Origin of the sequence: Microbacterium sp. P03 (genome assembly GCF_043556235.1) — a bacterium.
Lineage (GTDB): Bacteria > Actinomycetota > Actinomycetes > Actinomycetales > Microbacteriaceae > Microbacterium.
The window spans coordinates 217,240-231,709 of sequence record NZ_JBIGIM010000002.1 but is presented as its reverse complement, the minus strand read 5'-3'; the positions used below and the strand labels follow the sequence as shown (position 1 = coordinate 231,709).

The 14,470-nt window shown below is 69.9% G+C and carries 13 protein-coding genes; 10 read left to right on the top strand and 3 right to left on the bottom strand.

Going from position 1 to position 14,470, the window contains the following annotated elements; all coding sequences use genetic code 11:
• Positions 1 to 32: 32 nt before the first annotated feature.
• A complete protein-coding gene (locus ACFXOO_RS08245; protein WP_378841092.1) occupies positions 33 to 1,481 on the bottom strand; it encodes an NAD(P)H-quinone dehydrogenase in 1,449 nt (482 codons plus the stop codon).
• Positions 1,482 to 1,601: 120 nt separating this feature from the next.
• Between ACFXOO_RS08245 and ACFXOO_RS08240 the strand changes: the two genes are divergently transcribed.
• From ACFXOO_RS08240 to ACFXOO_RS08230, 3 genes are read left to right on the top strand one after another with little or no spacing between them, the layout of a single operon-like run.
• Positions 1,602 to 2,435 carry a purine-nucleoside phosphorylase gene (locus ACFXOO_RS08240; protein ID WP_378841094.1) on the top strand — a complete coding sequence of 278 codons (834 nt, stop codon included), beginning with the start codon at positions 1,602 to 1,604 and terminating at the stop codon, positions 2,433 to 2,435.
• Positions 2,432 to 4,132, top strand: coding sequence for a phospho-sugar mutase (locus ACFXOO_RS08235; RefSeq protein ID WP_394563306.1), 1,701 nt, complete (start codon positions 2,432 to 2,434; stop codon positions 4,130 to 4,132). Before ACFXOO_RS08240 ends, ACFXOO_RS08235 begins: the two co-directional genes overlap by 4 nt.
• Before the next feature lie 28 nt (positions 4,133 to 4,160).
• Entirely contained in the window at positions 4,161 to 4,745 is a 585-nt protein-coding gene (locus tag ACFXOO_RS08230) for a GNAT family N-acetyltransferase (RefSeq protein WP_394563305.1), read from the top strand.
• A 21-nt stretch (positions 4,746 to 4,766) separates the two neighbouring features.
• Here the strand turns inward: ACFXOO_RS08230 and ACFXOO_RS08225 are convergent, their stop codons facing one another.
• A complete protein-coding gene (locus ACFXOO_RS08225; RefSeq protein ID WP_378853586.1) occupies positions 4,767 to 6,689 on the bottom strand; it encodes a BglG family transcription antiterminator in 1,923 nt (640 codons plus the stop codon).
• A 169-nt stretch (positions 6,690 to 6,858) separates the two neighbouring features.
• On the opposite strand from ACFXOO_RS08225, the gene ACFXOO_RS08220 reads away from it, so the two are divergent.
• The 7 genes from ACFXOO_RS08220 to ACFXOO_RS08190 all read left to right on the top strand — a co-directional run bounded on the left by ACFXOO_RS08220 (position 6,859) and on the right by ACFXOO_RS08190 (position 13,231).
• A complete protein-coding gene (locus ACFXOO_RS08220) occupies positions 6,859 to 7,191 on the top strand; it encodes a PTS sugar transporter subunit IIB (RefSeq protein WP_378841479.1) in 333 nt (110 codons plus the stop codon).
• A gap of 9 nt (positions 7,192 to 7,200) precedes the next feature.
• Positions 7,201 to 7,476: an HPr family phosphocarrier protein gene (locus ACFXOO_RS08215; protein WP_378841104.1), complete on the top strand. Its 276-nt coding sequence runs from the start codon at positions 7,201 to 7,203 to the stop codon at positions 7,474 to 7,476.
• 25 nt (positions 7,477 to 7,501) lie between these two features.
• Positions 7,502 to 9,184, top strand: a complete 1,683-nt coding sequence (gene ptsP / locus ACFXOO_RS08210) for a phosphoenolpyruvate--protein phosphotransferase (protein WP_394563304.1) — start codon at positions 7,502 to 7,504, stop codon at positions 9,182 to 9,184.
• A 19-nt stretch (positions 9,185 to 9,203) separates the two neighbouring features.
• Positions 9,204 to 10,760 carry a PTS mannitol transporter subunit IICB gene (locus ACFXOO_RS08205; protein WP_378841110.1) on the top strand — a complete coding sequence of 519 codons (1,557 nt, stop codon included), beginning with the start codon at positions 9,204 to 9,206 and terminating at the stop codon, positions 10,758 to 10,760.
• A 98-nt stretch (positions 10,761 to 10,858) separates the two neighbouring features.
• Positions 10,859 to 11,296, top strand: a complete 438-nt coding sequence (locus ACFXOO_RS08200) for a PTS sugar transporter subunit IIA (protein WP_378853582.1) — start codon at positions 10,859 to 10,861, stop codon at positions 11,294 to 11,296.
• Positions 11,296 to 12,450, top strand: coding sequence for a mannitol-1-phosphate 5-dehydrogenase (locus ACFXOO_RS08195; protein WP_394563303.1), 1,155 nt, complete (start codon positions 11,296 to 11,298; stop codon positions 12,448 to 12,450). The genes ACFXOO_RS08200 and ACFXOO_RS08195 overlap by 1 nt, the downstream gene beginning before the upstream one ends.
• A 1-nt stretch (position 12,451) precedes the next feature.
• Positions 12,452 to 13,231: an alpha/beta hydrolase gene (locus ACFXOO_RS08190; RefSeq protein WP_394563302.1), complete on the top strand. Its 780-nt coding sequence runs from the start codon at positions 12,452 to 12,454 to the stop codon at positions 13,229 to 13,231.
• A gap of 100 nt (positions 13,232 to 13,331) precedes the next feature.
• On the opposite strand, the gene ACFXOO_RS08185 is transcribed toward ACFXOO_RS08190, so the two are convergent.
• A complete protein-coding gene (locus tag ACFXOO_RS08185) occupies positions 13,332 to 14,447 on the bottom strand; it encodes an adenosine deaminase (protein WP_378853576.1) in 1,116 nt (371 codons plus the stop codon).
• Positions 14,448 to 14,470 lie beyond the last annotated feature (23 nt).

The following is a 14,470-nucleotide window of genomic DNA, read 5'->3' as shown; positions in this document are numbered from 1 at the left end:
GGCCGGGCCGTTGCGGCCCCTCGCGCCGGGTCTCAGGGCGCGTCGTTGGTGTGATCGACGATGTGCATCGATCGCATCGCGTCGGTGATGCTGCCGGTGAGCGAGGGGTAGACCGCGAAGACACGCGACACCTGGTCGACCGTCAATCGCCGGTCGACCGCGATCGCGAGCGGGTAGATGAGCTCCGACGCCTTCGGAGCCACGATCACGCCGCCGATCACGGTGCCGCTCCCCTGCCGTGCGATCACCTTGACGAAGCCGTCGCGGATGCCCATCATCTTCGCGCGGGGGTTGGCCGCCAGCGGCAGCTTCTTCACGACGCCGTCGATGAGGCCGCTGGCGACATCGGACTCCTGCCACCCGACGGTCGCGATCTCGGGAGCGGTGAAGATGTTGGAGGCGATCCGGCGGCGCTCGAGCGGGATCACGACGTCGCCCATCGCGTGGAACACGGCGGTGCGGCCCTGCATCGACGCGACGGAGGCGAGCGGCACGAAGGTGGTGCAGTCACCGGCCGCGTAGATGTTGGGCACGGACGTGCGGGCCACGCGATTCACCTGGATGTGTCCCGACGACGTCATCTGGATGCCGGCCTCCTCGAGCCCGAGGCCCGCGGTGTTGGGGATCGAGCCCACCGCGAGCAGGCAGTGGCTGCCTTCGACCGTGCGTCCGTCCGAGAGCGTCGCGATCACTCCGTCGCCGGTGTTGACCACCGACTCCGCCCGGGTCTTGCTCATCACCGTCATGCCGCCGCGCGTGAAGACCTTCTCGAGGACGGCGGCGGCATCCTTGTCCTCGCCCGGGAGCACCTGGTCGCGGCTCGAGATCAGGGTGACCTTCGCGCCGAGGTTCATGTACGCCGACGCGAACTCGGCGCCGGTGACGCCCGAGCCGACGACGATCAGGTGCGTCGGCAGCGCCTGCATGTTGTAGAGCTGCGTCCACGTGAGGATGCGCTGCCCGTCGGGCTGGGCGGAAGGCAGTTCGCGCGGTGACGCCCCCGTCGAGATGACGAGCGTGTCCGCCTCGACGCGGTCGAAATCGGTGCCGCCCGGGCCGGTGGACACGATCACGGAATTGTCGCTGTCGAGACGTCCGTGGCCCGAGATGATGCGGACGCCGGCGTCGACGAGCGTGGCCCGCATGTCGTCGGACTGCTGGCGGGCGAGCGAGAGGAGCCGCTTGTTGACGGCCGCGAGGTTGATCGCGATCTGCGGGCGGAGCGGCTTGCCGTCGCCGCCCTTCGCGAAGAACTGCACGCCGAGGTCGGTGGCCTCCGAGATCGCCACGGCAGCGTCGGCGGTCGCGACGAGGGACTTGGACGGCACGACATCGGTGATGACCGCGGAGCCGCCCACGCCGACGCGCTCGATCAACGTGACCTCGGCGCCCAGCTGGGCTCCGGCGATCGCCGCCTCGTACCCTCCGGGCCCGCCGCCGATGATCGCGACGCTCTGGGTGCTCTCGAAGCTCAGGGACATATCTCCATTCTTCCCTGCCCGGGGCTCACCGGAGCAATCGAGGCACCGGATGCCGCGGCATCCGGTGCCTCGCGGGTGCGCGGTGTGGCACACGGACGTCGCCGTTCCTAGAGTGGGGGGATGTCAGAGACCACCCCGCACCCCCTCGACGACCCCGCCACCGATCCGTTCGAGGTCGCGGCGGCCGCGGCCGCGGACATCGCCCGCCTCACCGGGGTCGACCACCATGACATCGCCCTCACCCTCGGGAGCGGCTGGGGTCGTTCCGCCGAGCTGCTCGGCGAGACGACCGCCGAGATCGCCGCGACGGAGGTCACCGGGTTCAGCAAGCCGGCCCTCGAGGGCCACGTCGGAACCCTTCGCAGCGTGGTGACGCCGAGCGGCCTGCGTGTGCTGGTCATCGGCGCGCGCACGCACTTCTACGAGGGCCATGGCCCCCGTCGGGTGGTGCACAGCGTCCGCACCGCCGCGGCGACCGGCGCCCGCACGATGGTGCTGACGAACGGCGCGGGGGGCATCCGCACCTCCTGGACGCCCGGACAGCCCGTGCTCATCAGCGACCATCTCAACCTCACCGGCGCGTCGCCCCTCGAAGGCGCGACCTTCATCGACCTCACCGATCTGTACTCGCAGCGCCTCCGCGACCTCGCACGCACGATCGACCCGTCTCTCGACGAAGGCGTCTACTGCCAGTTCCGCGGACCGCAGTACGAGACCCCGGCCGAGGTGCAGATGGCCAGGATCATCGGCGGCCACATCGTCGGCATGTCCACCGCCCTCGAGGCGATCGCCGCCCGGCAGGCGGGGATGGAGGTACTGGGCTTCTCCCTCATCACGAACATGGCCGCCGGCATCCAGACCACGCCGCTCAGTCATCAGGAGGTCATCGAGGCCGGCCGCGAGGCCGAGCCGGTGATCTCGTCACTCCTCGCCCGCGTGATCGGCGCGATGTGAGCGGCGAACCGACCCTCGATCGAGCCCGCGCCTGGCTCGCGCAGGATCCGGACGGCGACACCCGCGCCGAGCTCCGCGCGCTGCTGGAACGCGCGGACGACGGTGACGCGGATGCCCGGGCCGACCTCGACGACCGATTCGACGGGAGGCTCGCCTTCGGCACGGCGGGCCTGCGGGGAGAACTCGGCGCCGGCAGCAATCGGATGAACCGGGTGCTCGTCGCCCAGGCCGCGGCGGGTCTCGCCGCCTATCTGCGGGAGAAGGCGTCCGAGGGTCGCGATCCCGTCGTGGTCATCGGCTACGACGGCCGGCGCAACTCCGACGTGTTCGCGCGGGATTCGGCCGAGCTGTTCGCCGGCGCCGGGCTCCGCCCGATCCTCCTCCCCCGTATGCTGCCGACGCCCGTGCTGGCCTTCGCGGTACGCCATCTGTCGGCGGACGCGGGCGTCATGGTGACCGCATCGCACAACCCCCCGAACGACAACGGCTACAAGGTGTATCTCGGCGGCGTCGACGACGGCTCGCAGATCGTCACACCGGCCGACACGGAGATCGCCGCGCACATCCGGCGGGTGGCTGAGACGTCGACCGTCGGAGAGCTCCCCCGCTCGTTCGCGTACGAGACCGCGGCCGAGGACGTCATCGACGCCTACGTCTCGGCGACCGCCGCCGTGGCCCCCGCCCCTGACGGCGCCCGAGACCTGAACTGGGTCTACACCGCAATGCACGGCGTGGGGTGGGAGACCCTCTCCCGCATCGTGGACACGGCGGGCTACCCGGCGCCGACGACGGTCGAGGCTCAGACCGAGCCGGACGGCGCGTTCCCGACCGTGGCGTTCCCCAACCCGGAAGAACCCGGCGCCATGGACCTCGCGTACGAGACCGCGCGGGCCCGGGGCGCGGAGCTCATCGTCGCCAACGACCCCGACGCGGACCGTCTGGCCGTCGCGATCCCCGACGACGACGCCCCCGGCGGGTGGCGACGCCTCACCGGCAACCAGGTCGGCCTCCTGCTGGGGTGGCGCGCGGCGCGACTGTGGAACGAGACGCGGGCGGGAGAAGCGGATGCCGCGCCCGCGGCATCCCTCGCCTGCTCTCTGGTGTCGTCCCCGGCGCTGCAGACGGTCGCCGAGCACTACGGGCTGCAGTTCCACGCCACACTGACGGGTTTCAAGTGGATCTCGCGGGCTCCCGGTCTGATCTACGGGTTCGAAGAGGCGCTCGGTTACCTCGTCAACCCGGGGATCGTCCGCGACAAGGACGGGATCTCCGCAGCGATCGCCCTGCTGGGGATGGTCGGTGAAGCGCGCGGCGCCGGTCGCACCCTGGCGGATCTGCTGGACGAGTTCGATCAGACGTTCGGCTACGTCGAGAGCGATCAGATCTCTCTTCGCGTCGACGACGTCGCGCTCATCGGCACGATCATGGCGGCGCTCCGCGGCCGTCGACCCGAGCATCTCGGTGACACCGCGGTGTCGCGGTTCGAGGACCTGCTCGAGGCCGAGGGCGACGCGCCGAGCGGCGACGTCCTGCGGTTGTGGCTTGATGACGGCTCGCGCGTGATCGTGCGACCGAGCGGCACCGAGCCGAAGCTCAAGGTCTACCTCGATGTGCAGGGGCCGTCGGCGAAGAAGGCGCGCAGACGCCGCGAGACGCATGCCGCGTCGATCCGGGCACTGCTCGAGGATCTGCAGTGAGCCGGGAATCCGGGCCGGGGGTGCGGGCATGCTGCTGACCGATCCCGTCACGCTCGAGAACGAGGTCGTCCGCCTCGAGCCGCTCGAAGAGGCGCACGCGCCGGATCTTTCGGCGGCGACGATCGGGCTGGAACACGCCTGGTACACCTCCGTACCCACGCCCGAGACGATCGACGACGAGATCGCCCGGCGATCGGCCTGGCGGGATGCCGGATCGATGAACCCCTGGGCGGTCCGCAGGCTCGACACCGACCGGGTGGTCGGGATGACGACGTTCTGCAACATCGATCAGCCCGTGCGACACGTCGAGATCGGCTACACCTGGCTGGGGGTGGACGCGCAACGGACGGCGGTCAATTCGTCTGCGAAGCTCCTGCTGCTCGGCCACGCCTTCGACGCGTGCGACGCGATCGCCGTCGAGTTCCGCACGCATTGGCACAACCGACAGTCCCGCGCGGCGATCGAGCGGCTGGGAGCCAAGCGCGACGGCGTGCTGCGCAACCACCGCATCGGACCCGACGGCATCCTGCGCGACACCGTCGTGTATTCGATCCTGCCGACGGAGTGGCCGGGCGTGCGGCGCGGTCTGCAGGAGCGCCTCGCGCGCGCCTGACCGTCGTTCGGACGAGCCTGTTCAGCCGTCGATCACCGCGACGAGCTCGTCGAGGAACCGGGCGAAGTCCGTGCCGCGGCGGACGATCCGCTGGACGCTGTCGCGCTCGTTGAACACCTCGACGAACTGCTCGAAGACCGTCTGGAAGGCCTCGCGGTCGGTCTCGGAGAACGCGACGAGCGCGACGACCTGCACCCGACCGTCGCCCCACGGCATCGACGGCTCGGCGATGCCGATCGCGATGGCCGTGCGGGTCGCGGTCATGCCCAGCGCGTGCGGCACGGCGAGCGCGTCGGTGAAGGCGGTCGACGAGAGCTGCTCGCGCTGGATGGCCCGCTCGATGTAATCCCCGTCGATGACGCCGCGATCCACGAGCAGGCCGCCGAGGCGCCGGATCACCCCCTCGGCGTCGTCGTCGGCGGTGAGGCCGCGCACGAACGCGTCCGGCGAGAAGTACCGCTCGAGCTCGGTGCGAAGACGCGCCAGACGCCGTCCGCGTCGGATGCGGGCCGCGGCGGCCTGCACGTGATCGATGTCGGCATCGGTCAGGAAGGGCTGTATCTGCACGAAGCGCTCGCTCGAGACCGGTGGGGCGATCGTCGTCAGCACCAGGTCGGTCTCGAGCGACGCCCAGTCCGGGTCGACGCGGGTCTCGACGCCGACCACTTCGATCGCCTGCCCGAGCGATCGGTCGACACTCGAGCGCAGCAGTTCGTGCAGTTCGTAGTACCCGGGGCACACGATCGTCGCCGTCAGGAGCTGGTCGGCGCGACCGTTGCGCTCGAGCCGGCCTCCGACATGCATCGCGATGTAGGCGATCTCATCGTCGAGCAGCGGGATGTCGAGCCGCTCGTGCAGGCCGTCGGCGATGTAGACGGCGACTTCGAAGATCATCGGATAGGTCGACTTGAGCGACTTCGTCAGCGGATTGCGCGACCACGCCTGGGCCCGCGATCGCAACAGCAGATTCTGCACGTGCAGCGCGAGCCGGAGGATGAAGTCCTCGTGCGAGATGTCGACCAGGAACTCCGCCGTCGCCCCCTCGACCACCTCGCGCACGGCTGACAGCACTCTCGGCTCGAGGCGCTCGCGCGCCTCCCCCGCCGGGTCGGAGGCATCCGGAGCGATGACCCGGGTCAGCACCAGGGTGGCGAGGTGCGCGCGGTCGCCGGCGCCGAGCTGCACACCCAGGTGACGCAGCGCCAGCCTGTCGATCACGGCGCCGACCTCGCGCTGCGCGGGCCTGCCCTCGCCCGCTTCGTCGAGCGACCGCGCACGGGAACTCCGATCCGCCGCGATCGCGATGTGCATCACGACATCACCGACGCCGAACTCGTTCACGAAATAGCCGAGTGCGCCCAGCTCCGCCACGAGATCGGTCTTGAAGGGACCGAAGGCCGCCGCGCCGACGGAGTCCTCGCCGAGCGTTCGGCGCAGGCCCTCGAGATCGAAGGACCCGGCGTCCATCTCATCGTGGGCCAGCTTGCTGAGCAGCCGTCGCTGCGCCATCTCGGTGCCACGCAGGCGGGCCCGTTCGGCTGAGCGCTCCAGGGTGAGCTCCGTGCCGCCCAGGAGCGCGCGGACCCGCGAGAGATCGCCGTCGAGGGTGGCGGTGCTGACATGCAGCATCGCGGCCGTTTCGTACACGTCGATGCCGTCGGGCGCATCCAGCAGCGAACGCACGACCGTGTGCAGACGATCGCGCGGGGTCGCCGCGTCCGTCGACGTCATCCGCGAAGCCGTGCCCGCCTCGGGACCGGCGCGGTATCCGAGGGGCCCCGACTCCACGGCTGTGCCGGACGGCACCCGCGCGTTGATGGCTGTCACATACGAGCGGATGCTACGCGGAGTCACTCCGAGGAGGTCGGCGAGTGTCGCTGCCGTGGCCCACTGCGCGTCTCGGCTGAGCAGCGCGAGCAGGCGATCCTGTCGCGCTCTCGTCACGTCGCCCCTCCGGATCGTGCGCTGCTGCCGGCCTGCGCATCCACCAGTCAACCACGCGTACCCCTACCCCCAGGGCGGACCCGCGCCCGGGTTCCGCGGGGGCGGAAACAGACGTGGGTTGTCTGCTCCCAGCGTTTTCACAAGAATGGCCGAGAAGGAAGGTGGATCGATGCAGATCCTGGTGGTGTGCGGCGCTGGGGCGTCCAGCACGTTCGTGGCGCAGCGCGTGCGGCACGCGGCACAGGCCGCGGGGCTCGCGTATTCGGCGTTCGCCGGCACGGAAGCGTCTCTGCCCATCGATCTGGACTCGGCGGACGTGGTGCTCGTCGGCCCGCACCTGACCCACGCGATGCCCCGCATCGAGCGCGATGCGGCCTATCGGGGAACCACTGTCGTTCTTCTTCCGCCCGACATCTTCACCGACCTCGACGGCACCCGCACGCTCGCGCTCGTGCGCGGAGCGGTCGAGGCCGCCGAGCCCACGCTGGCGACAGAGGAATAGGAGCACGACATGGCGACACTCACCCGCACCGTGCACATCGGTTCATCGCACGGGCTGCACGCGCGCCCGGCGAAGCTGTTCGCGCAGGCGGCGAAGCAGTCCGGCATACCGGTGACCATCTCCAAGGGCTCCGGGGCGCCGGTGAACGCGGCCAGCATCCTCGGGGTGATCGGGCTCGGCGTCGAGTACGGGGACTACGTGACGGTGACCGCGGACGGCCCGGGCGCCGAAGAGACCCTCGACCTTCTCAGCGAACTGCTGACGACCGACCACGACGCGGCATGACCGCGTCCAGTGAGGAGAACAGATCATGACGGAACTTCGCGGAGTCGGCATCGGATTGGGCGTCGCCCAGGGCCCGGTGGCACGCATGGCCGAGCCGTCGCCCGCGCCGAGCGACGCACCGAGCGCACTCAGCGCCGATGAGGAGACCGCCCGGGTGACCGAGGCCGTCGCCGCCGTCGCGCGCGAGCTCGAGAAGCGCGGAGCACTGGCCGGCGGTGCTGCCAAAGACGTGCTCGAAGCGCAGGCGATGATGGCCGAGGACCCCAGCCTCGAGGCGGAGGTCGCGACGCGTCTGAGCAGCGGCAAGACCGCGGAATGGGCGGTGTTCGACGCTTTCGCCTCGTTCCGCGACATGCTCAGCGCGATGGGCGGGTATCTCGGCGAGCGCGCGGCCGACCTCGACGACGTCGCTCAGCGGGTCATCGCCCATCTGCGCGGCGTCCCCGCTCCGGGTGTGCCCGACCCCGGGCATCCGTTCATCCTCGTCGCCAAGGACCTCGCCCCGGCGGACACCGCACTCCTGGACCTCGACAAAGTGCTCGCGCTGATCACCACCGAGGGCGGTCCGACGTCGCACACCGCGATCCTCGCGCGTGAGAAGTCGATCGTCGCCGTCGTCGGCGTCCAGGGAGCGAAAGACCTCGTCGAGGGCGAGACGGTGATCGTGGATGCCGCGGGCGGCGTCGTCACGACGGAGCCGAGCGACGCCGACCTGGCGCGGGCGCAGAACCGCGCGGACGCGCGCGCCTCAGCGGCGTCGGCGCCCATCACCCCCGGCGCCCTCGCCGACGGCACCGCGGTGCCGCTGCTGGCGAACCTCGGCAGCCCCAAAGGAGCCGCTGAGGCGGTCGAGCTCGGCGCGGAGGGCGTCGGCCTGTTCCGCACGGAGTTCCTCTTCCTCTCCTCCAGCAGCGCTCCGACGGTGGAGCAGCAGCGCGAGTCCTACTCCGCGCTGCTGGCCGCCTTCCCGGGGAAGAAGGTCGTCGTCCGGGTGCTCGACGCGGGCGCCGACAAGCCGCTCCCGTTCCTCAACGACGCGCACGAAGAGAATCCGGCGCTCGGCCTGCGGGGCATCCGCGCCCTGCGGGCGAGCGAAGACATCCTCCGTGAGCAGCTGACGGCGCTGGCCCAGGCGGATGCCGCGACCTCGGCCGACCTGTGGGTCATGGCGCCGATGGTGGCCACGGTCGAGGAGACGGAGTACTTCGTCGCCCTCGCGAAGGACTACGGCATCAAGACCGCCGGGGTGATGGTCGAGGTCCCCTCCAGCGCCCTGCTGGCCGACCGCGTGCTCGCCCACGCCGACTTCGCGTCGATCGGCACGAACGACCTCACGCAGTACACGATGGCCGCCGACCGGCTCCTCGGTTCGGTGGCGGCCTTCCAGGATCCGTGGCACCCCGCCGTGCTGCGGCTCATCCGCGAGGTCGGCGACGCCGGTGCGATGCACGGCCGGCCCGTCGGCATCTGCGGCGAAGCGGCAGCCGACCCGCTGCTGGCCGTCGTGCTCGTGGGTCTGGGCGCCACGTCGCTGTCGATGGCGCCCACGGCGATCGCGGACGTCCGCGCGAGCCTGCTCGAACACACCACTCAGGATGCGCGGAGGATCGCCGAGGCCGCACTCGGCGCGAACGACGCCACATCCGCACGAGACGCGGCACGAGTCGCGTCCCGCACACCCGAGGCCGCTCACGCGGCCGCGAACTGATCGAAAGAGAGACATCGACATGACAACGACGTCCACGCCCACCGCCGGCGGAAGCCGCGTACGGGTCGGGGTGCAGCGCTTCGGCACCTTCCTGTCGGGCATGATCATGCCCAACATCCCCGCCCTCATCGCCTGGGGCATCTTCACCGCCTTCTTCATCGAGAAGGGGTTCACACCCAATGCGGACCTGTCGACGATCGTCGGTCCGTTCATCCACTACCTGCTGCCGATCATCATCGCCTACACGGGCGGAAACATCGTCTACGGCATCCGCGGCGGCGTGGTCGCCTCGATCGCGACCATGGGCGCTATTGCGGGCTCCGACCTGCTGATCGCGCAGGTCAACGCCGACCTCCCCGCCGACAACCAGCTCGGCCAGGTCCACATGTTCATCGGCGCGATGATCATGGCCCCGCTGGCGGCGTACACGATGAAGTGGCTCGACAGCCTCTGGGACGGCAAGGTGCGCGCGGGCTTCGAGATGCTCGTGAACATGTTCTCGGCCGGCATCTGGGGCTTCGTCATGGCGGTCGTCGCGTTCTACCCGATCGCCTGGCTCGTCAACGGACTGATGTCGTTGCTGAGCGCGGGCGTGAACGCGCTCGTCGCTGCGAACCTGCTTCCGCTCACCAGCATCCTGATCGAACCGGCCAAGGTGCTGTTCCTCAACAACGCCATCAACCACGGCGTGCTGACCCCGCTGGGCATCCAGCAGGCGGCCACGGACGGGTCCTCCATCCTGTTCCTGCTCGAGGCCAACCCCGGCCCCGGTCTCGGACTCCTGCTCGCCTTCGCCTTCTTCGGTCTCGGCGCGGCCCGCGCGTCGGCTCCCGGCGCCGCCCTCATCCAGTTCGTCGGCGGTATCCATGAGGTGTACTTCCCGTACGCGCTCATGAAGCCGACCCTGATCATCGCCCTGATCGGCGGTGGCATGACCGGTGTCACGACGAACATGCTCCTCGGCGGCGCCCTGCGCGCTCCCGCGGCGCCCGGCAGCATCCTGGCCGTGCTCGCGCAGACGGCCAGCGGCGCCTACCTCGCCGTGATCCTGTCGGTGGTGCTCTCGGCCGCCGTCACGTTCCTCATCGCCGCCGTCATCCTGCGGGCGTCGCGCAAGCGCGACCTCGCCGCCCTGGGCGCCACCGACGACGCGTTCGGCGCCGCCATCACGCAGACCGAGGCGTCGAAGGGCAAGTCCTCCAGCGCGCTGAGCGGCCTCCGTGGCGCGGCGGCGACCTCCCCCGACGGGGGCGTCGAACCCGCCGTGATGACCGAGCGCGAGATCAAGAACATCGTGTTCGCGTGCGACGCCGGAATGGGGTCGTCCGCGATGGGTGCGAGCGTGCTGCGCAACAAGATGAAGAAGGCGGGCGTCGAAGGAGTCACGGTCGTCAACAAGGCGATCGCGAACCTCGACGGATCCGCCGACCTCATCATCACGCAGAACCAGCTCACCGATCGAGCCCGGCAGAAGACGCCCGGCGCCATCCACGTGTCGGTCGACAACTTCATGAACGCGCCGCAGTACGAAGAAGTCGTCGAGATGGTGCGCGACCAGCACCATGATGGAGCGTAAGCGCTGAGACCGCTGCGGGGTCGGGCGGCGAGATGCCCCCGACCCCGTGGCTTTCCCCTCCCGCGATGCCGAGGCATCCGAAAGAAAGAAGAAGCATCATGGCACGTGACGTTCTGAGCCTGGGTCAGGTCCGCATCCACTCCGGTGGTGCGACGCGGGAGGAGGCGATGAAGGAGGCGGCCGACATCCTCGAGTCCGTGGGCTCGGTGACGAGCTCGTACTTCGACGCGATGCAGCAGCGGGAGATGACCGTGTCGACGTACATGGGCAACGAGCTCGCGATCCCGCACGGCACGAACGAGACGAAGGCGGCGATCCTGGAGTCGGGCCTCTCGGTGGTGCGGTACGACGGCGGTGTCGACTGGGGCGGAGAGCCCGTGACGTTCGTGATCGGCATCGCCGGCAAGGGCGACGAGCACCTCGACATCCTGTCGCAGATCGCCATCCTGTTCTCGGATGACGACGAGGTCGAGAAGCTCAAGGCCGCCACGACACCCGAGGAGCTCTACGAGCTCGTCTCGGCCACCGGCGTCTGATGAAGGCCGTCCATTTCGGTGCGGGCAACATCGGTCGCGGCTTCGTCGGGCTGCTGCTGCACGAAGGCGGCTACGAGCTGGTGTTCTCGGATGTCGCGGCCCCCCTGGTCGACGCCATCAACGGTGCGTCCTCCTACACGGTCCACGAGGTCGGCGAGGACGGCCAGGACCAGGTGGTCACCGGTTTCCGGGCGATCAACAGCGTGACCCAGACGGCCGAGCTGATCGACGAGATCGCCGGTGCCAACGTGGTCACGACCGCGGTGGGTCCCACGATCCTCCGATTCGTCGCGCCGCATCTGGTGGCGGCACTGGCGCTGCGCGACCCGTCTTCTCCCCCGCTGCAGATCATGGCGTGCGAGAACGCGATCAACGCGACCGACCTGCTCCGTGACGAGATCCGCGACCTGGCCGGCGATGCCTGGGACGGGCTGGCGAGTCGCGCGGTCTTCGCGAACACCGCCGTGGACCGCATCGTCCCCGGCCAGCCCGCGGGTGCGGGGATCGACGTGACCGTCGAGCCCTTCTTCGAATGGGCCATCGAACGTCCGCCGTTCGGTGACAACCCGCCGAACATCCCGGGCGCGCATTTCGTCGACGACCTCGCGCCGTACATCGAGCGCAAGCTCTTCACGGTGAACACCGGGCACGCCACGACCGCCTACCTGGGTGCGCAGGCGGGGATCGAGAAGATCTCCGACGCCCTCGCCGACGATGCGATCGCCTCCCGGGTGGCGGCCACCCTGGAGGAGACCTCGGCGCTGCTGGTCGTCAAGCACGGACTCGACCCCGTCGAGCTCGCCGACTACCGCGCCACGATCCTCCGGCGATTCCGCAACCCCGCCCTCCCCGACACGGTATGGCGCGTCGGACGGCAGCCTCTGCGCAAGCTGTCGCGGCACGAGCGGTTCGTGAGTCCCGCCGCGGAAGCGGCCGAAGCGGGCCTGTCCACGACGGCACTCGTCGGGGCCATGGGCGCGTGCCTCCGCTTCGAGGACGAAGAGGACGCGCAGTCGGTCGACATGCAGCGGATGATCCGCGAGCTGGACTCCTCCGATTTCACCGCGGAGGTGACGGGCCTCGAGCCCGAGCATCCGCTCTTCGCCTCCATCCAGTCCGTCGTCGCGGAGCGCCAGGCCGAACTACGCTCGTGAGGTGAGCACCACCGGCAGTCCGCCCGCAGGACACGAGCGGAAACCGCGCCGTCGCCTGCGGGTGCTGTGGTGGATCCTCGGATCGATCGGTGCCCTGGTGATCGCCGCCGTGGTCGGCATCGTCATCTGGAGCCAGGTCGGGGTCATGGGTGCCGAGCCCGAGCCCCTCGCCGCGGTGCGATCGAACCCGGACATCACGATCACCGATGACAGCGCGGCAATCGTCCTCGCACCCACGTCGGGGGGATCGGATGTCGGGCTGGTCTACATCCCGGGCGCGAAGGTGGACGCGTGGGCGTATGCCGCGAAGATGTCGGGCACGGTCGCGCAGGACGGTGTCACCGTCGTCATCACGAAGCCGTGGCTGAATCTCGCGTTCTTCGACCTGCGGCCGCTGTCGGCGTTCACCGATCTCGTCCCCGGAGTCGACACGTGGATCGTCGGAGGACATTCGCTCGGAGGCGTGCGCGCCTGCCAGCTGGCGGTGGACGCCGACGCCCTGGCCCTGTTCGGCAGCTACTGCGCGAACGACCTCTCCGGGTCCGATCTGCCCGTCCTGAGCATCGGCGGCAGCGAGGACGGCCTCTCCACCCCGCAGAAGATCGCGGAAGCCCGATCCCAGCTGCCCGCGGACGCCGAGCTCGTGCAGATCGAGGGCGCGTCGCACTCGTCCTTCGGCGACTACGGCCTGCAGGACGGCGACGGCACGCCTTCGATCAGCGACGCCGACCTGACCGCTCGGCTCACCGAGCTGGTGGGGGCGTTCGCCGCCGACCTGTGACCGCGTGCGCGGTGCGCCCGCGGGGCAACCCCGCGGCCCGGACGTAACTGCTCCATCCGTGGAGTTCGACCGCCGACAACGCCCCTCGACCCACCGCCCGTCAGACCTCGAAGCCCTCCGCGATCAGCTCGATGAGCTCCTCGCGTTCCTCGATCGCCAAGAAGGCGCCCGCCGCCGCGTTGAGCTGGAACGTCTCCAGGTCGGCCAGGTCGTACTCGAAGGCCTCCACCAGGAGAGCCAGCTCGCGGGTGAGCGATGTACGGCTCATCGTGCGGTTGTCGACGTTCACGGTCACGGCGAACCCGAGCTGATACAGCAGGTCGAACGGGTGATCCTCGATGGCCGTCCCCCACGCCGCGATCGCTCCGGTCTGCAGGTTCGAGGACGGTGAGAGCTCCAGCGGGATCTCGCGGTCGCGCACCCAGCGGGCGAGGTCGCCGAACTGCACCAGGACGTCCTCACCGGCACGGGAGATGACGTCGAGGTCTTCCGCGATGCGGACGCCGTGTCCGAGGCGCAGGGCACGACCGTCGATGAGCGCCGACCGGATCGAATCGAGACCGGCCGCCTCGCCGGCGTGCACGGTCGTCGGGAAGAACTCCGACGCCAGGTAGTCGAATGCGGGCCGGTGCCGGGAGGCCGGGAAGCCGTCCTCGGCGCCGGCGATGTCGAAGCCGACCGCCCCGCGCCCGCGGAACGCGACCGCGAGCCGGGCGATCTCGAGCGAGCGGTCGGCATGACGCATCGCGGTGATCAGCTGCCCCACGCGGATGTCGTGACCGTCGCTCTCCGCGGCATCCTCACCCTGCTCGATGCCCTCCTGCACCGCCTCGACGACCTCCTCGAGGCTCAGCCCGCCGGTGAGATGCTGCTCCGGCGCCCATCGCACTTCTCCGTAGATGACACCGTCGTCGGCGAGGTCCTCGACGAACTCGCGCGCCACGCGTGTCAGCCCCTCGCGGGTCTGCATCACCGCGGTCGTGAGGTCGAAGGTCTTCAGGTAGTCCACGAGCGAGCCCGAGTCGCACGTGTCGGCGAACCAGTCCGCGAGCTCCTCCGGGTCGGACTCGGGCAGCTCGACACCGGCGGCGTCCGCGAGCTCGATGATCGTCTCGGGGCGCACGGCGCCGTCGAGGTGATCGTGCAGCGACACTTTCGGCAGTCGTCGGATGGACGCGCCCTGGATGAGAGCGTCGCCGTTCTGTTCGATGGGCATGGTCTCTCCTCGAGAAGTGGGTG

What these genes read in the sequence shown, in the direction of transcription:
- ACFXOO_RS08245 (WP_378841092.1), bottom strand. Translation starts at nt 1,481, where the DNA reads ATGTCCCTGAGCTTCGAGAGCACCCAGAGCGTCGCGATCATCGGCGGC.
- ACFXOO_RS08240 (WP_378841094.1), top strand. Translation starts at nt 1,602, where the DNA reads ATGTCAGAGACCACCCCGCACCCCCTCGACGACCCCGCCACCGATCCG.
- ACFXOO_RS08230 (WP_394563305.1), top strand. Translation starts at nt 4,161, where the DNA reads ATGCTGCTGACCGATCCCGTCACGCTCGAGAACGAGGTCGTCCGCCTC.
- ACFXOO_RS08220 (WP_378841479.1), top strand. Translation starts at nt 6,859, where the DNA reads ATGCAGATCCTGGTGGTGTGCGGCGCTGGGGCGTCCAGCACGTTCGTG.
- ACFXOO_RS08215 (WP_378841104.1), top strand. Translation starts at nt 7,201, where the DNA reads ATGGCGACACTCACCCGCACCGTGCACATCGGTTCATCGCACGGGCTG.
- ptsP (WP_394563304.1), top strand. Translation starts at nt 7,502, where the DNA reads ATGACGGAACTTCGCGGAGTCGGCATCGGATTGGGCGTCGCCCAGGGC.
- ACFXOO_RS08205 (WP_378841110.1), top strand. Translation starts at nt 9,204, where the DNA reads ATGACAACGACGTCCACGCCCACCGCCGGCGGAAGCCGCGTACGGGTC.
- ACFXOO_RS08200 (WP_378853582.1), top strand. Translation starts at nt 10,859, where the DNA reads ATGGCACGTGACGTTCTGAGCCTGGGTCAGGTCCGCATCCACTCCGGT.
- ACFXOO_RS08195 (WP_394563303.1), top strand. Translation starts at nt 11,296, where the DNA reads ATGAAGGCCGTCCATTTCGGTGCGGGCAACATCGGTCGCGGCTTCGTC.
- ACFXOO_RS08185 (WP_378853576.1), bottom strand. Translation starts at nt 14,447, where the DNA reads ATGCCCATCGAACAGAACGGCGACGCTCTCATCCAGGGCGCGTCCATC.